The sequence below is a fragment of the Saprospiraceae bacterium genome, from assembly GCA_016717265.1.
In the GTDB taxonomy this organism is placed as follows: Bacteria; Bacteroidota; Bacteroidia; order Chitinophagales; family Saprospiraceae; genus Vicinibacter.
The window spans coordinates 1,951,016-1,970,779 of the sequence record JADKFX010000001.1 but is presented as its reverse complement, the minus strand read 5'-3'; the positions used below and the strand labels follow the sequence as shown (position 1 = coordinate 1,970,779).

Sequence of the window (19,764 nt, the reverse complement as noted above, 5' to 3'; positions counted from 1 at the left end):
GACTATGAAAAATGTTATTCTTATACTCATTTTAATCTATTCAAATTCAATATTTGGACAATGTTTCCCAGATCGGCATTCAACAAATTGGTTTGATGCTTGGGTAACTTGTATGCCAAAAGAAAATCCAAATCCTATAAATAAAGAAGGGCATTGGATACTTTATGATTTAAAAAATGAATACCAGATTGATAAAATTAAATTCTGGAATTTAAATGATCCGAGTCAACTAAACTGGGGAATGAAAGATATTAAAATAGATTACTCCGTAGATAGTTTGATATGGAATCATGCAGGAAGTTTTCAATTGGAAAAAGCAACTGGAAATAACAGCTATGAAGGAATGCATTGGGTAGATGTTGTAATACCAAAAGCAAAATATATACTGATGACGGGGGTTTCAAATTATGGTGGAGCTTGTATGGGATTTGCAGAAGTTCGATTTTCTGCAGAAAAAATAAAAGTTACAACCGATGTATCCTATGAAGAATCAGATCAAAATAATTTAGACATTAATGTATTGCCGAATCCTTTTAATGATATGATGAGAATTGAGTTTAAAAGCACCACTAAAAATCCATTAAACATTCAAATTTCAGATTTATTAGGCAAAGGTATTTATACTGAATTTCTTGCCATGAATTCAGCTTATCAAAGTGTAAAAATAAATACGAGAAAATGGCCATCAGGATCCTATATCTTAATTGCTAAACAAGGGTCAATAATCAAACGAGTTTCATTAATTAAAATTTAAGGAAAAGAAAAAAGCTAAAATTGGATATCAACGGCATCTCTTGCAATCAATATCTAATTTTAGCTTTTTAGGTATCAGAATTTTTCTTATAAAAAATTCAAGATATTTTATTTTATCTCAATTAATTTTTCACCACTTTTTACACCAGATACAAATTTGATTCTATACTTTCCAACTGGCAATTTGGAAGCATCAATTGTTGGAACTTTGTTTTTATCTGAAACAACGCTCCATCCTTTTAAAACAGGTCTTCCTTTATCATCAATTACTTGAACTTTACAAGTAGATTTTGCACATTCGTCTGAAGTCAATCCTGGGATTGGGCTTGAAATATTAGTAGTGTAGCCATCTGTAAATTTTGCATTTGCAGCATTCGCAGGATAGGATACTTTCACATTACAGCATTTCCCTGCTGGAATTGTTGTATTTGGTACAGAAACCGGTGTAACTTGACCTGTTGTAGGTTTAGATGTTTCTTTTTGCCCAGCCATTTCTTTTTCATGTTTTGCATCTTTGTGAGCTTGTGGATTTTCTTGAGCGAAACTGAGGTTTGAAAGAGAAATTGAAAGGAAAAACAAAATTGTACGAATCATAATAAATAATTTAAATGTTAATAATAGAAATTCATAAATCGATAAGGATGCCAAATATAAGAATAAGACATTAAAAATCGATACATAATAATTCCTAAAACATATCAATGGTTATCAGGAATCCTGGTTTTAAATAAAAAAAATGTATACTTTGACATAATATTTCCAACGCTTTGTCAAAAAAGTAGAACTTTTCATGAAAAGTCATTTACCTTAACTTCTTGATCTTAATTCAATAGAAAAAATAATTTCCTTAATTTTAAACTATGGAAGGAACCTTTGCTTCAAAGAGTTTTAAACTTTAAACCTGGATTCTTAAGTTGAATCCTTAAACATTTTACAAATTTAAATCATGTCAAACCAAATTATCTATGCCTCTGACGACTCCCCACCCCCTTTTCATTGGGATTCGTGGTATTCACAAATTGGTGGTCGAAAAATCAAAATTGAAGAAGTCGATGCTATATTAAAGCAGATTTATGAAGAACAATACAAACGCTTTGAAGGTGCTGTAAATAAAGAAAAAACAATATTTCATTCGCCATTAGAAGCGAGTCAACTTATAAAAGATAAAGCGATTGAATTTGGAGCTGATATTGTTGGAATCTGTAAAATTGAACCTTCTGACATCTATAAAAATAAGACCGTTACAGAAACCCATGCTATTGCCGTAGGACAAAGGATGTTGTGGCGAAAATTTCAAGTGGTGCCGTCGCAAGAAAGTGCGATTGAGTGTTTAAGGGTATATTTAACATTAGGCGAAACTGTTATTAAGCTAGCAGATTTTATAAGAAGCATAGGATATAGCTGCAAAGTGGAACATCCCATTGGTGATAGCGATATCTTACATATTCCAATTGGGTTAAAAGCTGGATTTGGAGAATTAGGCCGGCATGGTTCAATCATACATCCTAAACTTGGACCTTTATTTAGAATGGGAAGTGTAATTACATCCATAGACATGAATTGTGATCAACCAATAGATGCTGGGATTGGCAAGTTTTGTGACATCTGCAAAGCTTGTAGAATTTATTGTCCGGCAAAAGCAATTCCAGACCACCGTTCCCCAGAAGCCGGTAAAGACCATATTGGACTTGATCGTTATATTATAGATACTGGAAAATGTTTTCCCTATTTTGCTTCTCATTATTATTGTTCAGCTTGCCTTCCTGTCTGTGTCTATAATCATAAAGAATGGGCAAGAGATTTTGAAGGTTTCGAAACAAAATTATTTCCAGAAGTTATTTTTGAAATAGCACCCGAACCGACTGATGGCGTTGACGATCAATTAAAACATAAATACACTAAAATAAAACGGGACCATTAAATGATCCCGTTTATTATTACTTAAAATGTTGCTAGTTTCTTATCTCCATGCACTTAAGATTCCTTGCATGATCATGAGTGTAACACCCCAATAAGCTAAATTTACAAAAAGCCAATTCCATCCTCGTTTTTCAAAAATTGAAATGGTGCCTAAAACCGGTAGCAATAAAAAGATTGTATTGATCGCTCCATGTGACAATCCATGTTGAAATGTAATATAGCTATGACCATCTGGAGCTACGTCTTGCCCTGGTGCAATTACATCTATACACAATCTAAATGATAATAAAAATGAAAAAGCAAGGGCTACTAGATAAAGCACTGGTTTTGGTCCGGTTCCAATACTTTCCAGTGTGAATCCGTTTGCTTTCATCCATGCATTTCCCATAACTTTTGGGTGATAATAAATGAATCCCATAATCATCGGGACGAGTGCTGCGACTGCAACAGCAATTAAGTTAGGTTGAGGCTCCATAAAATTTAGTTTAAGTTTTGTAATGAAATAAATAATTTTAAAATTTCATCCAAAATAGATCAAATAAATTTTATAAAAAGAAAAAAAACTAAGAATTAGTATAATTGATGAGAAAAAATACTTTACCAAGATTTCTTCTCTAAAACCACGAACAAATTATCTTTCCTTATTCAAGCACTGCTTAAATTGCAATTGCCTCTTCAGCAACTACTTGTAATATCCAACCATGAGTATCGGTGATTCTTCCTTTACGGATACCGTTAATTTCTGCTTTCAACTCTTGAGATAGTGTCCAGTTTTCGGGTTTGAAAATCAGATCATTTCCTTTGTAACCAATTCGATTGACATTTGCAACTACGGCTGCGGTTCCTGCCCCAAAGACTTCTATCACTTCCCCTTTTAAATAAGCTGCGTGTATTTCTTCCATACTTACTGGACGTTCTTCTACGATATGCCCTTTCTCCTTCAATAAAGTAATTAAACTTTCTCTCGTAATACCTTTCAATATTGTGCCACTTAAATTGGGAGTTAATACCCGATCTTTTAAAACAAAGAAAATATTCATGGTACCCACCTCCTGAACATATTTAAATTCATGAGCATCCATCCACATTACCTGATCATAGCCTTTTTCTTTAGCCAATTTTGTAGGATATAATGAAGCGCCGTAATTTCCTGCTGCCTTCGCTTCACCAACACCACCATCAACCGCTCTAACATACTTCTCTTCTACAAGTAAGGATACTGGTTTACTGTAATAAGGCCCAGATGGCAAATTCATAATCATGAGTTTAAATGTATCTGAAGATCGGACCCCAACAAACTCATCGGTTGCCATCATTACAGGTCTAATATACAATGCACTATCCTCTCCCGTAGGAATCCATGCTTTATCAATAAATATCAATTGGCTTAAAGCTTCTACAAATAGATCTTCAGGAAATGTAGGCATGCACATTCTTTTAGCGGATTCATTAAGACGCTTTGCATGATCCTCTGGTCTGAATAATAATGGGGTTCCATCTTCAGAAACAGATGCTTTCATTCCTTCAAAGATAGCCTGCCCATAGTGCCATGCCATAGTTGCAGGATGAAATGGAATTTTTTCTAATGGACGAATCTCAAAATTTTTCCACTGTTGACCGTCAAAATCTGCAACAAACATATGATCTGCAAACACCTTACCAAATGGTATATTGTTGAAATCAACATCACCAATCCTTGATTGACGAGTCCGTGTAATTTTGATTCTGTTATCCATAAAATCGTTTTGTACAAAATTAATAGTATTCGACTGGATTACCTACTTTTATAGCTTAATAATTTCAAATTGACTTAATTAGAAAAAATTTTGAAAAAAATTTACAATAAAATTACAAATTATGATATTCCCTCAGACTATCATATAATTGACACGAGTTCTGAAACCATTACCTGGAAAATTTTTGTGTCGGCTTCTGAATTCGAACAATCCTTACTTATAGAATTATTAAATCGAATTTTGACAGCTTTAAATATCAAGATAAATGAAAATGGCGAAATAATAAAAACAAATCCAAATCTAATCTATACCATTCCAAAAGCTAAAAATCAAAAGAGCTGTAAAATTATTTGCTTTGGTATTCTGCCAGAACAACTACAATTACAAGGTTTTAATGAAAAATATTCTATTTATCATTTTCAAAATAATACCTTCCTTTTTGTTGATAATCTGGTAAACTATTCAAATGAATCATCCAAAAAAATACTCTGGAATGCTTTAAAAAAAATGAAAGAAAACGAAGCCTAGATAGTTCGAATTTAAATTATTGATGTGGCCTGCCCGATTAAAAATAAAAATATTTAAACAAAAATATAAGTTCATAATACCAGCTGGATTAATGTAAATCTGATCTCTAAATACGACTCCATATTAAATCCGTATTCTTAACCATAATTGCTTCAAAATGATACTACTCCTTGCATCGAAAAATAAAAACAAGAAAAAAGAAATGCAACTTATACTACCTCCGAGTATTGAAATAATGGATTTAAACGATTTGGAGTTTGAAGAAGACATTGAGGAAACCGGGAAAACATTGAAAGAAAATGCAATTCTCAAAGCACAATTTTTATATCAAAAATTAAAAGTTAATTGTATAGCTGAAGATTCTGGATTAGAAGTAGAATTTTTGGAAGGAAATCCAGGAGTGTATTCTGCAAGGTATGCAGGCCCTCAAAAAAACGATCTCGAAAATATTAAATTACTTTTAGATCATATGAAAACTGCAAACAATAGAAATGCTCAATTCCGCACTGTAATTGCTGGAATCATTAACAATCAGGAATTCACATTTGAAGGAATTATTAAAGGTAAAATTGCTAATATCAGTGCTGGAAATTCTGGATTTGGGTATGATCCTATATTCATTCCTGAATTTTTTGATCAAACGTTTGCAGAATTAGGTGAAGAAATAAAATCAAAAATAAGCCATCGCTCGCGTGCAGTGCAAAAGCTTTTACATTTTTTACAAAGCTACCAGTAAAAATCAAGTATCGTTCCAACCGCTAATACAATACTTGCAATTCCATTAGTCGTAAAAAAAGCAAGATTAATTTTACTTAAATCCCCTTTTCCAATAATTACATGCTGTGAAATTAATAAAATTATAAATCCAAGACTTCCGCTAAACATTAAATAACTCAAATCAAAATCCCGGTATAAAATCCAGGCCCCGGTCATAATACTCAACCCGCAAATAATATGCAATACAGATGAAACAACCAAAGATTTGGAATACCCAAAATGCGCTGGAATAGATTGCAAATTATACTTCTGATCAAATTGAACATCTTGTAAAGCATATATTATATCAAATCCTGCAACCCAGCAAATAACCGCTACTGAGTACAATATAGGCAAAAAGTGAAAATGCCCGGTAACCGCCAAATAAGCCCCTATTGGGGCCAACGAAAGGCCCAATCCTAAAAATACATGGCACAACCAGGAGAACCGTTTTGTATAACTATATCCAAGGATTATAAATAATGCAATCGGCGAAAGCAGGAAACAAATAAAATTGATAAGAAAAGCAGCAAGTATAAAAAGCAAAGAATTCACCACTACAAATAAAATTGCATGTTTAGAAGAAATTACTCCGGAAGGCAACTCTCTGCTTTCAGTACGTGGATTTAATTTATCAAAATCCCGATCCGCCCAACGATTAAATGCCATCGCTGCATTCCTTGCGGTTACCATACAAAACACAACCAAACCAAACAATTTCCAATCTAAAAACTGATCTCCAATCACTCGACTCCCAATAAAAAATCCGATTGCAGCAAAAGGTAATGCAAAAATAGTATGACTAAATTTGATAAGAGAAAGATAGGATTTGATTTTTAACATCTTTGATTTTTAATAAAACTGAAACGTCAGCCCGCACAATCAATAAAAAATAAATATAAGGATAATGAATTCAAACTCAATGGCATTGCAAAATAAAAAATGATTAAACTTGAATTCTAATAAAAAACTAGAATAAAACCTAAAGTACGACTGCATTTTAAAAGAATACAATTTTGAAATAAATCAAATTTACTTGCAAAATAAAAAAACCCACCTGGAATATCCAGAGTGGGTTTTTAAAATTTATTCACAACTTATTAATGAGTCGGATTTGTTGGATTTGTTTTTGGTGCTTTAGGATCTTTTTTAACAACACCTGTTATCGTTAAATAAGTTTGAGGTGGATTTGTATTTGCTGTAACGGTAACTTTTTTAGTTTGTTTCTGTCCATCATCACTTCCTTTACCTTTTGAATCAAATTCAACTTTAATTTCACTGGATGCTCCTGGTGCAATCGGTTCTCTTGGCCAATCAGGAACTGTACATCCACAACTTCCTTTTGCATCAGAAATTATTAATGGTTCAGAACCAGTGTTCTTAAATTTAAAAGCATATTTTACATGCTCGCCTTCTACAATTTCTCCAAAGTCGTACACCATTTCAGAATATTCAACTGAAGTGGTTGGTCCTGTTGGTGCTGGAGACGCTTCTGTACTTGGTACTGCTGCATTCGGATCTGCTGGAGTTGTAGTTGCATTTGTTGCTCCCATAGCGTCAGTAGCACTTGCAGCTGTTTTATCACTTTTGCAGGCATTTAAACCTAAAAAAGTGATAAAAAGAGCGAATGATAAGAATTTAAAATTTTTCATGATTTGCTATTATGATTTTTAATTTAATACAAGATATCGGATGTAAAATTAGTACGGCAAAAATGAATACAGTTTATTCTATTTCAAATGGAATGTTAATGATTACTAAAACTTGCTTTTTGAATGGATCCAAGATTCAAATTCTGCAATTTGCTTTGCATTCAGACAATTATTTTTCATCAATCCTCCTTTTCTTCCTGCCTTAACACCATACTTTATATCTTGAATTCCTTTAAGATTATGCGCATCTGGATTAATAGAAATCATCAAATTTTTCTCCATGGCATACGGAATCCAGGTCCAATCCATGTCTAAACGAAGCGGGTTTGCATTAATTTCCATGGCAACATGATTGGCTACGCATGCATCAATTAATCGTTTATAGTCTACTGGATATCCCTTTCTGGATAATAATAATCTACCTGTGGGATGCCCTAAGATTACTGTATATGGATTTTCAATTGCTTGAATTAAACGATGCATGGCTTTTGCTTCATCCATTTTTAAATTACTATGGATGGATGCAATTACGAAATCAAATTGAGATAGTATTTCATCTGGATAATCTAAGGAACCTTCAGATAAAATGTCTGATTCAATAGATTTAAAAATTCGAAATGGTTTATACTTTTCATTTAAATTGTCGATTTCCTTCCATTGCAAATACAATCTTTCAATTTGCATACCATTTGCATAAAAAGCAGATTTTGAATGATCAGAAATTACAAAATATTGATACCCTAATGAGATACACGCTTTCACCATTTCTTCTATGGAATAAATACCATCACTGTAATTTGAATGATTGTGAACCACACCACGGATATCTTCATCGGTAATCAGGTTGGCAAAATTAAAATCATTAAAAGAATCAAGATCTCTGCACTCTGGTGGAATATAATTTACATGATTTAGTGCAAATAATTCAATCTCTGAATTCGCAAATTTTTCAGTGAAACCAGATTGAATGAGTGCTTGAAAAGTTGAACTACCTCCTGTTAAAAATAATTGTTGATAATTAAAATCAACAGTTGTTGTGTAATAAATTTTAACTGGAAATCGCTCTTTCCAAATAAACGTTCCATCTTTAGTTTCTACAAATTCATTGGGAATTGTAATCAGATTATGATCACAAATAATTGATATTTCTTCCAATGTTATCGCTGCTCTGCGTAAGGCTCCTGTAATTTCAATTTTAGTGCCAGGGTTTAATTGCTTTAACAGCTCTAAAATCAACCCAGCCTCTTGTTCCAGCTGACTAAATAAAAACAAACCTTTTTGACTATTAAAATATTCGATACTTTGGATGACATCAGCTTGAAGTTTGAGTCCAAAACCTTTTAACTCTATTAATCTATTCTCATAACAAGCATATAATAATTCGCCAACACTTTCAATTTGCAAATCATTCCATATGGTTTTTACTTTTTTCGGACCTAATCCCTTAATCTGCAACATAAATCGAATACCTTCTGGTGTTCGGTCTCGATATTCAGCTAATGCTTTAAAAAGTCCGGTGGACTTAATCTCCTCCAACTTATCCAATATGGTCTCTCCAATTCCCTTAATTTTAGACCATTCCTCCCGGGTTTGCGACAATAAGGATTCATCCAACTTGCGCAATGCCAAATAGGCGTTTTCATAAGTTCTGATTTTAAAAGGATTTTCTTCATATAACTCCATCAAAGAAGCTAGTTCATGAAATAAACCTGCAATTTCTTTATTCGTCAAGATGATTGAATATTATAAATTTGCTATGTAATTATTATTTTTATAGTTTAATCCATTCGAATGGATCGTTTTGGTATAAATTTCAACTTTTAACACGCATTTCCATTCGTTGCATTCTGGTTCTTCTATTTTGACTACTTCTAAAAATTCCATACACTACAACTAAGCCCATAGGTAATAAGAAGTTCATCCATTTGATACTAGAACGTTTAGAATCTGTTAATTCGTCGATTGGGCGCGTAGCTATAGATTTAGTTCTTAATTCTATCAATCCTGTATCATCACTTAAGTAGTCAATACTATTTACGAAAACACTTATATTATCTGGATTTTGTCTGCGTTGGTCTCTTCCATTGACTGCAAAATCACCATCTGTAATCACGACCATTTTACTCGATGTACTTCCTAAAATGTTTCCTTCCAGTACGGCACCAACACATATATTCTGTTCTGGAAAATCATTTGAAGTCCATGATTTTTGAATTTCAAAACGCAATGGAACAGCTTCCCTACTCGATTTTTCAGAGGTATACAATATTGGGGTAAATTGAACCTCTTCTTTTCCCTTATAACTTAATGGACTTGCAAACTCAAGCATTACTTGCTCTAATCCTTTTGTGATCGGATGACTCGGAAATTTCTGAATCAATGGTAAATATGGAAATTGAACCGGTGTTGAGAATGAAAAAAAACCTTGTTGTTGTTGAACATTCACCTGACCACACCGAGAATCTATGACCAAAGCATCTTCAACTTCCACACCGATATTCTGAAGCCAACTTTTTAATCCAGTATTCATTGCATTTGCTGTACCAGCTTGAATATTTGCATCTACTTCATTGAATGCTAAAACCAGATTTCCTCCCTTTGAAATATAATTCTCCAAGCGCTGTAAATCTGCCGGAGGAATACTGTCCGTTGGTCTAACCATGATCAAGGTTTTATAAGCAGATAAATCAACCGTATCAGAGCTGATATAGGCTGAGCTAATACTATATAATATACTCAGTTCCTGATATGCCTGAGCAAGTTCTTGAATTGCAGGTTCGCCATGACCTTGAATAAAACCAATCCTTGGTTTGTTCTTTCCAACTAATTTTTTAATACTGGTAGTAAAGGCATATTCCATTGCAGTACCAGGTTGAATAATTGGAATCGGTTCCATTTTATCACCTGCTTTTATCACCGCTCCTAAAAATGCTTTTTGCTGCTTAGATTGATCCTTTTCCCGCACATTAATCATAACCGGACGGATTCCAACTTTGGCCGCTTCTTCTTCCAGTTTTGGATCCTCATTTGGCGCTTCAAATTTATAAGTCAATTTGCCTTTTGAAATATTTGAAAATTCAATGAGTAAATTTTCGAGTTCGTCTCGCGTTTTATTTATATCAACTGGTAAATCATTAGAAAAATAAGCTGTTACTTCTACAGGTTCATCAAGATTTTTCAAAATATCTTTACTGGCTTTCGATAATGTAAATTCATGATTCTCTGTTAAATCAAATCTGAAAAATAAATATTTGGCCAGATAATTAACTCCAAGTAAAAGCAGAATAACAACAACTATTAAGTTTATTTTAGATTTCAACATAAAAATTTATTTTGCTCGCTTAGAAATATAAAGTTCCGATAAATATAAACCAGCTAGGGTTAGGCTAATAAAAAATAATAAATCCTTAGTATCCAAAACGCCTTGTGCTAATGAATCAAAATGTCTGTTTACGCTTAAAACACTCAATATCTGACCAAACAAACCGCTAGCCCCATAGGACATCATATCAAATATAAAATGAAAAAATACGCCAATTAATAAAGCTAATAAAAAGGCAACGATTTGATTATTGGTGATGCTACTTGCAAAAAGTCCGATACCAATATAAGCTGCACTCATTAATATTAAACCAAGATAACCACATATTGTAGCCCCATGATCAATATTGCCAATTTGACTTACCGTAACATAATAACTCATTGTAAATAAAAGTGCAATTACAATTAAAAGCAAACAGGCAAAGAATTTTCCGAGTACAATTTGACGAGGCGTTATGGCTTTTGTCAATAATAATTCAATGGTTCCTGATTTATTCTCTTCTGCTATCATCTTCATAGTGATGGCAGGAATAAAAAAGAATAAGGTCCATTTCGACACACTAAAGAAGATTTCCAGATCAGCCTCCTTTCGCATAAAAATATCAGACCCTGTAATCCAGGTAAAAAAACCACTAAATCCTAAAAAAGCAACAAGTAGAATGTAAGCGGTGAGGGAATCAAAAAAAGAATTCAATTCCTTTTTTGTTATAATCCAAATAGATGATTTCATTGCTATTTTATTAAAATTAATGATTTAAATTAATTGATTGTCAAATCTCTGAATATGTCTTCTAGTTTGGTTTCAAAAGGTATCATTTCTAAAAGATCCCAATTGCTTTGTTTACATGCATGAAAAATAATACGGTTCGTTTCGGTACCATATATACTCTGAATTTCAAAGCGATTTCGCGTTCTATCCAACAATAAGACATTCTGAATATTATCAAGTTTGCGCAACTGCTCTGCAATATGTTCTGGTGAATCACCTTCAATGCGCACCTGCAAGATTTGCTTGCCTTCAGATTGTTTGCGAAGTTCCTGGACTGTGCCATCGGCAGCAATTTTACCTTTATTTATGATCAAAATACGGTCACAGGTTGCTTCCACTTCAGGAAGGATGTGGGTGCTTAAAATAACGGTTTTTTCCCTTCCTAACTTGCGTATCAATTCGCGAATTTCAACAATTTGATTTGGATCAAGACCCGTAGTAGGTTCATCCAATATAAGGATTTTTGGATTGTGGATGATCGCTTGTGCTAATCCAACCCGTTGCCGATAACCTTTAGAAAGTTCTCCAATCTTTTTATGTTTCTCAACATCCAAACCACAAAGTCTAACCATTTCAACAACCCGGGTATTAAGATCCGACTCCGCAACACCTTGCAATGATGCTGAAAACGAAAGATAATCCATCACGGGCATATCTTCATATAAAGGGTTGTGTTCAGGTAAATAACCAATCTCTCTTCGAATATCAGCATCGTAAGAGCTTTTATTATCATACCAAACAGTGCCAGAATCTGGAGCCATATATTGGGTAAGAATTTTCATTGTTGTTGTCTTTCCGGCTCCATTAGGACCTAGAAAACCAACAATTTCACCAGATTTAATATCAAAAGAAATGGAATCTACCGCTTTTTGAATTCCATAAGATTTGGTTAAATTTTCAATCCTCACCTCCATAATATAAAAATTTTAAGTGCAAAAATAACTACAATACAACGAACTAAAAATCGACCCATTACTGAAAATTTTGTCAATCATATGTGAATACCTATTTTAAAAATAAGGGAATTCCTAAATGCAGCTATCGATATCAAACGGATACTGCAACACAAACTTATTGCTTTTAGCAAAAATTCGCAAATAAATGAATTTAAGGTTCTTAAAGATTAGCTGTTCAAAATATTAATTAATTTTATAATATGTTATAAATTTACATTCAAATTTATCAATATTGTCAAATCCAGTAAATACACAAACAGACATTTGTTATGTTGTTTCTCATGGATTTGCTGCCCGTATGATCCTTCAAACGGATCTTCTCGGCAAATTAGTAAAAAACGGATACAAGATTTCCTTAATCTCACCAGATGCAAAAGACCCGATTCTGAACAATTATTGTCAAAAAAATCAAATTGGGCTTTTTAAATATCAGTCAAAAAAATGGATATGGAAATCCAATTATATGTTATACCGATCCTATTTTCTGGAAGATATAAAAGCAAATCCAGCTTTATACGAAAAGCACTATCATGAAATGTATCATTCCAAGAGAATGTTTCTACGATGGATTCCTTCTCTTTTAATTTGTTTTTACTATATTTTTAAAACATTTCCAATACTTCGTAAATGCTTCTTGTTTTTTGAAGAAAAATTATTACATTCAAAAAGCGCCATAACGCTTCTGACAAATTTAAATCCTAAAATTCTGGTGAGTACCTATCCTGTAAATGTACAGGAAGGCATTTTACTATATAATGCTAAGAAGCTGAAGATTAAAACCTTAATTCATTTATTAAGTTGGGACAATATAAGTTGTAAAGGGTATTTTCTGTCTGATGCTAATTATTATATAGCCTGGGGACCCATAATGAAAAACGAATTTATTGATAAATACAAGATGAATCCGGATAATATATTCATCACGGGTGTACCCCATTTCGATTTACATATTCAAACACGAAATCAAAATGGGAATGCGGAAATCTTAAATATATTTGGGTTAGATCCGTCCAAACCCTTCCTCATTTTTGGCATGAGTTCTCCCCGATTTGTACCCAAAGAAATTGATATCGTAGAATATATTGCAGAACGAATTAATGAAAATCAATTCGGACCAGAAATTCAAATGATAATTCGCCCACATCCGCAAAATGTAAAAGGATGGATGGCTGATTTAAAATGGATTGAGCGCATTAAGGCGCTTGAAAATAAAAGAATCAAAATTTTCTATCCATTCATAGCAGAAAGTAATTTACCATGGAGTATGGAATTGGATGACATGCAAAAGTTATCTGCTTTATTGGCTTCTTGTATTGCTTGTATCAATTCCTGTTCAACACTTTCTATTGATACTCTGATGGCAGGCAAAGGAAATATAGCCCCAATGTTTGATGGGAACGTACAATTGCCTTATTGGAATTCTGCGAAACGCCTTCTTGATTATAACCATATCAAGAAATTTGTTACTTTAGGAGGGACCTTAGTAACTTCAAATTTTGAAGAACTCGAACATGCAATAAAACAATACCTGCAGGATCCAAGTTATATGAATTCAAAAAGAATTACAACCATTCTATCAGAATGCAATTCTACAGAAGATAATGCTACCTTAAACGTAGTATCCTGTTTAGAAAATATTCTCAAAACAGAAAAATGAATTTTAGATTTCAATAAAATGTATTTATCAGCAAGAAAATGAACTGTAAAATTTGCAATCACCCAAATTCTAATATTACTTACAAATTAAAGAATGCAAGCATTTATGTTTGTAAAAAATGCAAATTTCATTATTCATCATATCTTGATCCAAACTCTTCAACAGATGCTTTTATAGAGAATACCCCAGTCCAGGATTCAATAAAAATATACTTAAAAACACAACTTCAACACAATAAAATCCGTTTTGAAAATCATGTCAATATTGTTAAGCAATTACTCATTGAAAAACAAAATGCCAAGATATTAGATGTAGGATGTGGTGGCGGACTTTTTTTATCACTCCTCAATCTCGATAAATTTGAATGTTATGGGATCGAACCAGAATTAAACCGATTAAAATTTGCACGACAGGAAACAAATTTAAAAAACATATTTTCTTTTCCTATTGAATCTTCCTATTGGAAAGAACATCACTCGAATAGTTTTGACATCATAACTATATGGGATGTGATCGAGCATGTGAATGACCCCAAAAGTATCCTATTCAGTGCGAAACAACTATTAAAGCCTGGTGGATATATCATTATTGATACACCCTGTCGAAATACATTTTATCACCGCTTTGGAGCATTAACGTATAAACTCTCCTTTGGTAACCTGCCTACCTTCTTAAATATAATGTACTCCGATCATCCATTTGGACATAAACAAATTTTATCAAAATCAGATATCAGAACGATTTTCAAGGAGTGCAATTTAAACCTCATTCAATTAAAGTTATTTCATGAATTATCATTTCCTGTTGCCTATTATATTAATAAATTTAGTTTGTATCCATGGATTCAAAAAATATTAATTCCAATAACTGAAAAAATACTCCGTATTGTGCAAATTAAAAACAAAATGCTTGTCATAGGAAAACTAGAATCCCTTGAATCCTGATTAGCGAATATTAATGCGTAATGGAATACTCAAATATCAAAATTGACTTCAGTATAAAACTGTCGATTTACAGCCTTAGATAATTTGGCTTATGAGCTTTTAGCAATTGAATCTAGCCCTGTTTGAAATTATTTATTTTTTGAGGTAAATCATCATAAACTGCCCATGATTTGAGAACCACCTTTTGACTAATTGTCGTGGATAAATTTTCCTTGCAATACTAAGCATCAGACCTTCATGTCTTTGTCCTGCTTCAGAAGAAAGTAAGTCTCCATGACTTAAAGCAGTTTCAATTTTCACATCTTTAAATTTTGCAAAAAGTGATTTTGCTTCATTTATAGTATATGCTTTTGTCCCGGTACTTTCAAGATAATGGTAAAAGATATAATCCAAACTTCGAAACGGTTTAAATTTTAAGAGTGCATAACGTAACCACAACATATAACCGATCATAGAATGTCTATGATAAATCATAACTCTACCCGTTCCACCTGTTTTTAAGACTCTATAAATTTCGTTTGCAGCTTTTTGGGTATCCGGTGTTACATGTATTACACCCCATGAATAAACAGTATCAAAGGATTCATTTTCATAGGGTAAATTCTCCGCATCTGCAACCGTCAAATTTGAATTTAATCCAAGTAAGCTTAATCTTCGTTGTGTTAATGCAATGGCACGGTCTGTCAAATCACAACCTGATAAATTTGCACCATTTTGAGCAAACATTTGATGATCAGCTCCTAATCCAACACCAACTTCTAATACTTTTTTTTCTTTATGCTTTTCAAACTCCGCAAAATTTAAAATCATAGGCTCCAATTCATATCGTCTCGTTAATTGGTTCGCATATTTTTCTATTTCACTTTCTCCTTTAAAGTATAGCTTTTCTCCACAAGAAGCTTCATTCCAAAAATCATATACTAACTGCTTTTCAAAACTCATTTAAAGTTGAATTTAAGTTTGATAAAATTTAATAAATACCCGATAGCGTATTTCAACAACAAAAATAAGTAGAAACTATTAAATATTATAATTTATTATATATAAATTTACAATATTCTGTAATTCAATATAATATAAATATTAAATTTATTGCATATTAGATTGGAATGTTAAAATATCTTAAAGCTGAATGGCAACTATATCAACAAAATAGCAAATCCAATTTGCTTAGTGAAGTAAACAGATAATGAAGCTCAAGAGCATTCCACAGCGTTTGTTTTAAACAATCTATAAGTATCCAAAACGCATTTTCTTAGAGCGCTATTTCATATTTGCGAATTGACTTGCTACTTAGCAAAACGTTCCATCCATTTCTGAATAAGTAGGATTCCAAAAATTGAGTAGCTCGCATCTACTTCATGATCCTTATTCCGAACCAACAAATCCACTATTGCTGACGGATTAAAGATTTGATTGCTGGTGCCGCTATTCTTTGACAAGATTGAGTTTATTTCACTATAATAATCTTGAATTACCCATTTTCTAATTGGTCCGCCAAATCCAGTTTTTGATCTATAAATAATTTCCTTTGGCAAATATCGTTCTGCTACCTTTTTCAATAAATACTTAGGGATTCCATTTTTTGTCTTTAATCCCGGTGGTATTCGAGCACTTAACTCAACTAAATCAATATCTAAAATTGGAACTCTGATTTCTACTCCATGTCGCATCCCCATTTTATCAGTATAATTCAGATTATGATCCGAAAGAAAATGCATGATATCACAATAAAGTAATTTATTTAAAGGATCCGTTTCATGTTGAATGCTTGCCATACTATTTATAAGCGTCTGAATAGGTTCATAGTCGGCAAGTTGATTTTGAATTTCTGGCCTAAAAAGAGATCTCACAGTTTTCGTATCCAGCCATGTATAATATTCAGCTAAACAATGTTTAAGATCCATATTTTTATAGCGGGCGAAAAACTTTACAATTCTTCTAAAGCTTGCACCTTTTGGTTTCATTCCACCCAAAAATTTGTACAAAACAATACGAATCCAATTTGGCAACTGGAACATTACTGCATCCCATTTAACAGCCAGGTGACGACGGTATCCGGCAAATAGTTCATCCCCTCCAACGCCACTTAAAAGCACTACAAATCCTTGCTCTCTGGCTGCTTTTGCAATTTTTGAAACATACAAGGATGCAATGTCTGCTTGTGGTTCATCTAAACTCCACACCAAGGAATCAAGATTCTCAAGAAAATCAATTTGGCCATCTATGATCTGTAAATCAATATTTAAAATTCGGGCTACTTCTTTTGCAAATGGTAAATCATCTTCAAAGCCCTCTGACTGATTACTTAGCTGACTATCAATTGTAAATCCTTTAATTGGAAGATTTGGATTTAGTTTTCTCGCCATGGCAACAATCAAACTAGAATCTAATCCACCCGAAATAAAATAGCCTATCGGAACATCAGCAAGTAGCTGTCGTTCTATTGCTTTTAACATGGCTACTTCGACCTCATCAATCCAGGCCGCCTCTGTCTTTTCGGCATAAATTCCATTAAAAGGGATTTGATAATATGCATAATTTTCAAACTCAATGTGATTCTTAAGATTGATTTTAAGAATATGACCTGGCAATAATTTATGAATGTTCTTAAATGGTGTTAACTCACCTGGTGACCATAATAATTGCAAATAATTCATCATGGCATTAAAATCTATCTCCAAATCTAAACCTGGAAATCCAAACAATGATTTTAACTCAGATGAAAAACCGAATTCTGTTGTTGTCTTAAAATAATACAATGGCTTTACACCAAACTGATCTCTTACTATCATTAATTCCTTTTCCAGGCGATCATAGATAGCGATTGCAAAAATTCCATTCAATTTTGAAAACACCTTTTCGCCCCATTCTATATAAGCATATAAAAGGGTTTCTGTATCGCCTGTTGACTTAAAATCTACCGGGATTGATAATTGCGATCGCAACTCTTTATGGTTGTAAATTTCTCCATTCAATAGGATTACATAGCGACCGTCATTTGAAATCATAGGTTGATGTCCATTGGCTGTAAGATCCTGAATTGCCAATCTAAAAAAAAATAGCTTTAATAGTCCTTCTTCAAAGTAACCATCATCATCTGGTCCACGATGTCGTATCATGGAAGCTAAAGGAGCAACAATGTCCTTAGACTTTTCAGAAACCACTCCAAATATTCCACACATTATTCTCTCAACTTAAAATCTTTTGAAATAATCTGAAGAATCCTATGGTGTACCTCCTCAGATTCAAACTTTGTTGCCATTTTATAAGCCCCAATATTTAAATTTTTATAAAAATTCTCATTCATTCCTAACATTGAACGTACAAGCTCATTTGTGGAACCTGGCGTTATTAAAATACCTGAACTCTCATTTTCAACAATCTCGGAAATAGAAGGTAATGATGACGTAATTACAGGTATAGACATCGAATAAGCTTCTAAAATAATGCCTGGATACCCCTCCCCTTCTTCTATTGTTGGCAAAACTAAAATATCATATTTATCAAGCACATCACAAACTTCTTTCGAAGGAATAATTCCCTTATAATTTGGAGCATCCTTCACATAAGACAATTCCGAATCAATGATAGGACCATAAATATCCAAGGTAAAAGAATTGTCTAATGCTTTAATAGATTCTAATAGTAAAACAATCCCTTTCTTTTTACGAACTTGACTAATGAACACAAATTTTTTACGGTAGCTTCGCTCAATAAATTGCAGATTCTTGTGACGGCAATTTGGAAACCAATAAACATTTGACCTATCACCTACTAATTGCTGAACTTGTTCCTTGGTTTCGACAAATAAAAATTCCACTTGCTTAAATACAAGGGACTTAATAAAATTACCAAAATATCCCAAATTGCTATAAACTCCTTTTCCACCAAATAATCGAACTGCAATTTTCTTCCCTGCCAACTTCGTTAAGAGTAAAATAAAAGGTGCAACAAATAAAAGGCCATTTTTATTCAGATTCAAAAAAACAAAGGAGGATTTTGGCAATTTAAAAACTATATGAATTAAAACATAAAAAGCATTTCTTATCTTATAAAAAACACCATTGTAATGATTACTATCAATAAGCTTAAACTTATATCCATGATTCGTGAGATGTTCCACAAAATCCTGAAAGAGAACCGTAGTACCACCAATTTGGTCTTCTCTGCCATTCCATAACGGGCCAACGAGTAATAGTGGTTTTCCCATTAAAGTGATTCTGTTAGTTTAATATGTAAGTTGTTATTATTATTATATACCACCATACAATTTGGTTCTATAGTTCCTTTCAAAAGAACATTTGCTCCTATAATTACATTATCACCAATTGTAGTCCCTTTCAAAATAGTAACTTTATCACCTATCCAAACATTATTTCCTATTTTAATTGGTTCGGTATTATAGCCCTTCATTTTAAGTTCTGAAGAAACCAGCGTATATGCATGATCGTGATCTAAAATACTAACAAATTGTGCAATCAAAACATTATTCCCAATCTCTATATTATGATGCGCTACAATTCTTGAATACTTATTAATAAAGACATTATTTCCAATTGTCAAATTACCAAGCACTCTTAACTCACTAAATGGAGAAAGGATTAATTTACCGTTTAAAATAAATTGCCCACTTTTTTCAAATATAACGGAAGATCGAAACGAGAAAAAACTAAGCTTTCTACTGTGGAATCGGTAACTATTAAATAGTTTTAGACCGATAAAATGAAAAAGCCCAAATAGCATTCTGAAAAACTTACTCATTGAACATG

19 protein-coding genes are annotated in these 19,764 nt (G+C 32.8%); 6 read left to right on the top strand and 13 right to left on the bottom strand.

What is annotated here, in order from left to right; all coding sequences use genetic code 11:
* Nucleotides 1-4 precede the first annotated feature (4 nt).
* A complete protein-coding gene (locus IPO86_07575) occupies nt 5-754 on the top strand; it encodes a T9SS type A sorting domain-containing protein (GenBank protein MBK9727959.1) in 750 nt (249 codons plus the stop codon).
* 107 nt (nt 755-861) lie between these two features.
* Here the strand turns inward: IPO86_07575 and IPO86_07570 are convergent, their stop codons facing one another.
* Nucleotides 862-1,347 (bottom strand): hypothetical protein, encoded by a 486-nt coding sequence (locus IPO86_07570; protein ID MBK9727958.1) that lies wholly within the window; start codon nt 1,345-1,347, stop codon nt 862-864.
* Between the two features lie 352 nt (nt 1,348-1,699).
* On the opposite strand from IPO86_07570, the gene IPO86_07565 reads away from it, so the two are divergent.
* Entirely contained in the window at nt 1,700-2,674 is a 975-nt protein-coding gene (locus IPO86_07565) for a hypothetical protein (GenBank protein MBK9727957.1), read from the top strand.
* 39 nt (nt 2,675-2,713) lie between these two features.
* Here the strand turns inward: IPO86_07565 and IPO86_07560 are convergent, their stop codons facing one another.
* The gene (locus IPO86_07560) at nt 2,714-3,148 is read right to left on the bottom strand and encodes a DUF1761 domain-containing protein (GenBank protein MBK9727956.1); all 435 of its coding nucleotides are present in this window, start codon (nt 3,146-3,148) and stop codon (nt 2,714-2,716) included.
* 181 nt (nt 3,149-3,329) lie between these two features.
* The gene (locus IPO86_07555) at nt 3,330-4,409 is read right to left on the bottom strand and encodes a branched-chain amino acid aminotransferase (GenBank protein ID MBK9727955.1); all 1,080 of its coding nucleotides are present in this window, start codon (nt 4,407-4,409) and stop codon (nt 3,330-3,332) included.
* Nucleotides 4,410-4,499: 90 nt separating this feature from the next.
* Here IPO86_07555 and IPO86_07550 point away from each other — a divergent pair, with 90 nt between their 5' ends.
* Together IPO86_07550 and rdgB are read left to right on the top strand one after the other, a co-directional pair.
* Nucleotides 4,500-4,937 carry a hypothetical protein gene (locus tag IPO86_07550; GenBank protein MBK9727954.1) on the top strand — a complete coding sequence of 146 codons (438 nt, stop codon included), beginning with the start codon at nt 4,500-4,502 and terminating at the stop codon, nt 4,935-4,937.
* A 157-nt stretch (nt 4,938-5,094) separates the two neighbouring features.
* Nucleotides 5,095-5,673, top strand: coding sequence for an RdgB/HAM1 family non-canonical purine NTP pyrophosphatase (gene rdgB, locus IPO86_07545; GenBank protein MBK9727953.1), 579 nt, complete (start codon nt 5,095-5,097; stop codon nt 5,671-5,673).
* Here the strand turns inward: rdgB and IPO86_07540 are convergent.
* The 6 genes from IPO86_07540 to IPO86_07515 form a co-directional block, all read right to left on the bottom strand.
* Nucleotides 5,664-6,536: a UbiA family prenyltransferase gene (locus IPO86_07540; GenBank protein MBK9727952.1), complete on the bottom strand. Its 873-nt coding sequence runs from the start codon at nt 6,534-6,536 to the stop codon at nt 5,664-5,666. The genes rdgB and IPO86_07540 overlap by 10 nt on opposite strands.
* 257 nt (nt 6,537-6,793) lie before the next feature.
* The gene (locus tag IPO86_07535; GenBank protein MBK9727951.1) at nt 6,794-7,345 is read right to left on the bottom strand and encodes a DUF1573 domain-containing protein; all 552 of its coding nucleotides are present in this window, start codon (nt 7,343-7,345) and stop codon (nt 6,794-6,796) included.
* 105 nt (nt 7,346-7,450) lie between these two features.
* Nucleotides 7,451-9,076, bottom strand: coding sequence for a DNA polymerase/3'-5' exonuclease PolX (locus IPO86_07530; GenBank protein ID MBK9727950.1), 1,626 nt, complete (start codon nt 9,074-9,076; stop codon nt 7,451-7,453).
* 82 nt (nt 9,077-9,158) lie between these two features.
* Nucleotides 9,159-10,667, bottom strand: a complete 1,509-nt coding sequence (locus IPO86_07525) for a Gldg family protein (GenBank protein MBK9727949.1) — start codon at nt 10,665-10,667, stop codon at nt 9,159-9,161.
* Nucleotides 10,668-10,673: 6 nt separating this feature from the next.
* Nucleotides 10,674-11,396 carry an ABC transporter permease subunit gene (locus IPO86_07520; protein ID MBK9727948.1) on the bottom strand — a complete coding sequence of 241 codons (723 nt, stop codon included), beginning with the start codon at nt 11,394-11,396 and terminating at the stop codon, nt 10,674-10,676.
* A gap of 29 nt (nt 11,397-11,425) precedes the next feature.
* Entirely contained in the window at nt 11,426-12,349 is a 924-nt protein-coding gene (locus IPO86_07515) for an ATP-binding cassette domain-containing protein (GenBank protein ID MBK9727947.1), read from the bottom strand.
* Nucleotides 12,350-12,623: 274 nt separating this feature from the next.
* On the opposite strand from IPO86_07515, the gene IPO86_07510 reads away from it, so the two are divergent.
* Together IPO86_07510 and IPO86_07505 are read left to right on the top strand one after the other, a co-directional pair.
* A complete protein-coding gene (locus tag IPO86_07510; GenBank protein ID MBK9727946.1) occupies nt 12,624-14,048 on the top strand; it encodes a hypothetical protein in 1,425 nt (474 codons plus the stop codon).
* A 38-nt stretch (nt 14,049-14,086) separates the two neighbouring features.
* Nucleotides 14,087-14,992 carry a class I SAM-dependent methyltransferase gene (locus IPO86_07505; protein ID MBK9727945.1) on the top strand — a complete coding sequence of 302 codons (906 nt, stop codon included), beginning with the start codon at nt 14,087-14,089 and terminating at the stop codon, nt 14,990-14,992.
* 132 nt (nt 14,993-15,124) lie between these two features.
* Here IPO86_07505 and IPO86_07500 read toward each other — a convergent pair whose 3' ends face one another.
* From IPO86_07500 to IPO86_07485, 4 genes are all read right to left on the bottom strand, one after another.
* Nucleotides 15,125-15,934, bottom strand: coding sequence for a class I SAM-dependent methyltransferase (locus tag IPO86_07500; protein ID MBK9727944.1), 810 nt, complete (start codon nt 15,932-15,934; stop codon nt 15,125-15,127).
* Between the two features lie 347 nt (nt 15,935-16,281).
* Nucleotides 16,282-18,177 (bottom strand): asparagine synthase (glutamine-hydrolyzing), encoded by a 1,896-nt coding sequence (asnB, locus tag IPO86_07495; GenBank protein ID MBK9727943.1) that lies wholly within the window; start codon nt 18,175-18,177, stop codon nt 16,282-16,284.
* A complete protein-coding gene (locus IPO86_07490) occupies nt 18,177-19,205 on the bottom strand; it encodes a glycosyltransferase family 4 protein (GenBank protein MBK9727942.1) in 1,029 nt (342 codons plus the stop codon). The genes asnB and IPO86_07490 overlap by 1 nt, the downstream gene beginning before the upstream one ends.
* Nucleotides 19,205-19,756 (bottom strand): acyltransferase, encoded by a 552-nt coding sequence (locus tag IPO86_07485; protein MBK9727941.1) that lies wholly within the window; start codon nt 19,754-19,756, stop codon nt 19,205-19,207. Before IPO86_07485 ends, IPO86_07490 begins: the two co-directional genes overlap by 1 nt.
* Nucleotides 19,757-19,764 lie beyond the last annotated feature (8 nt).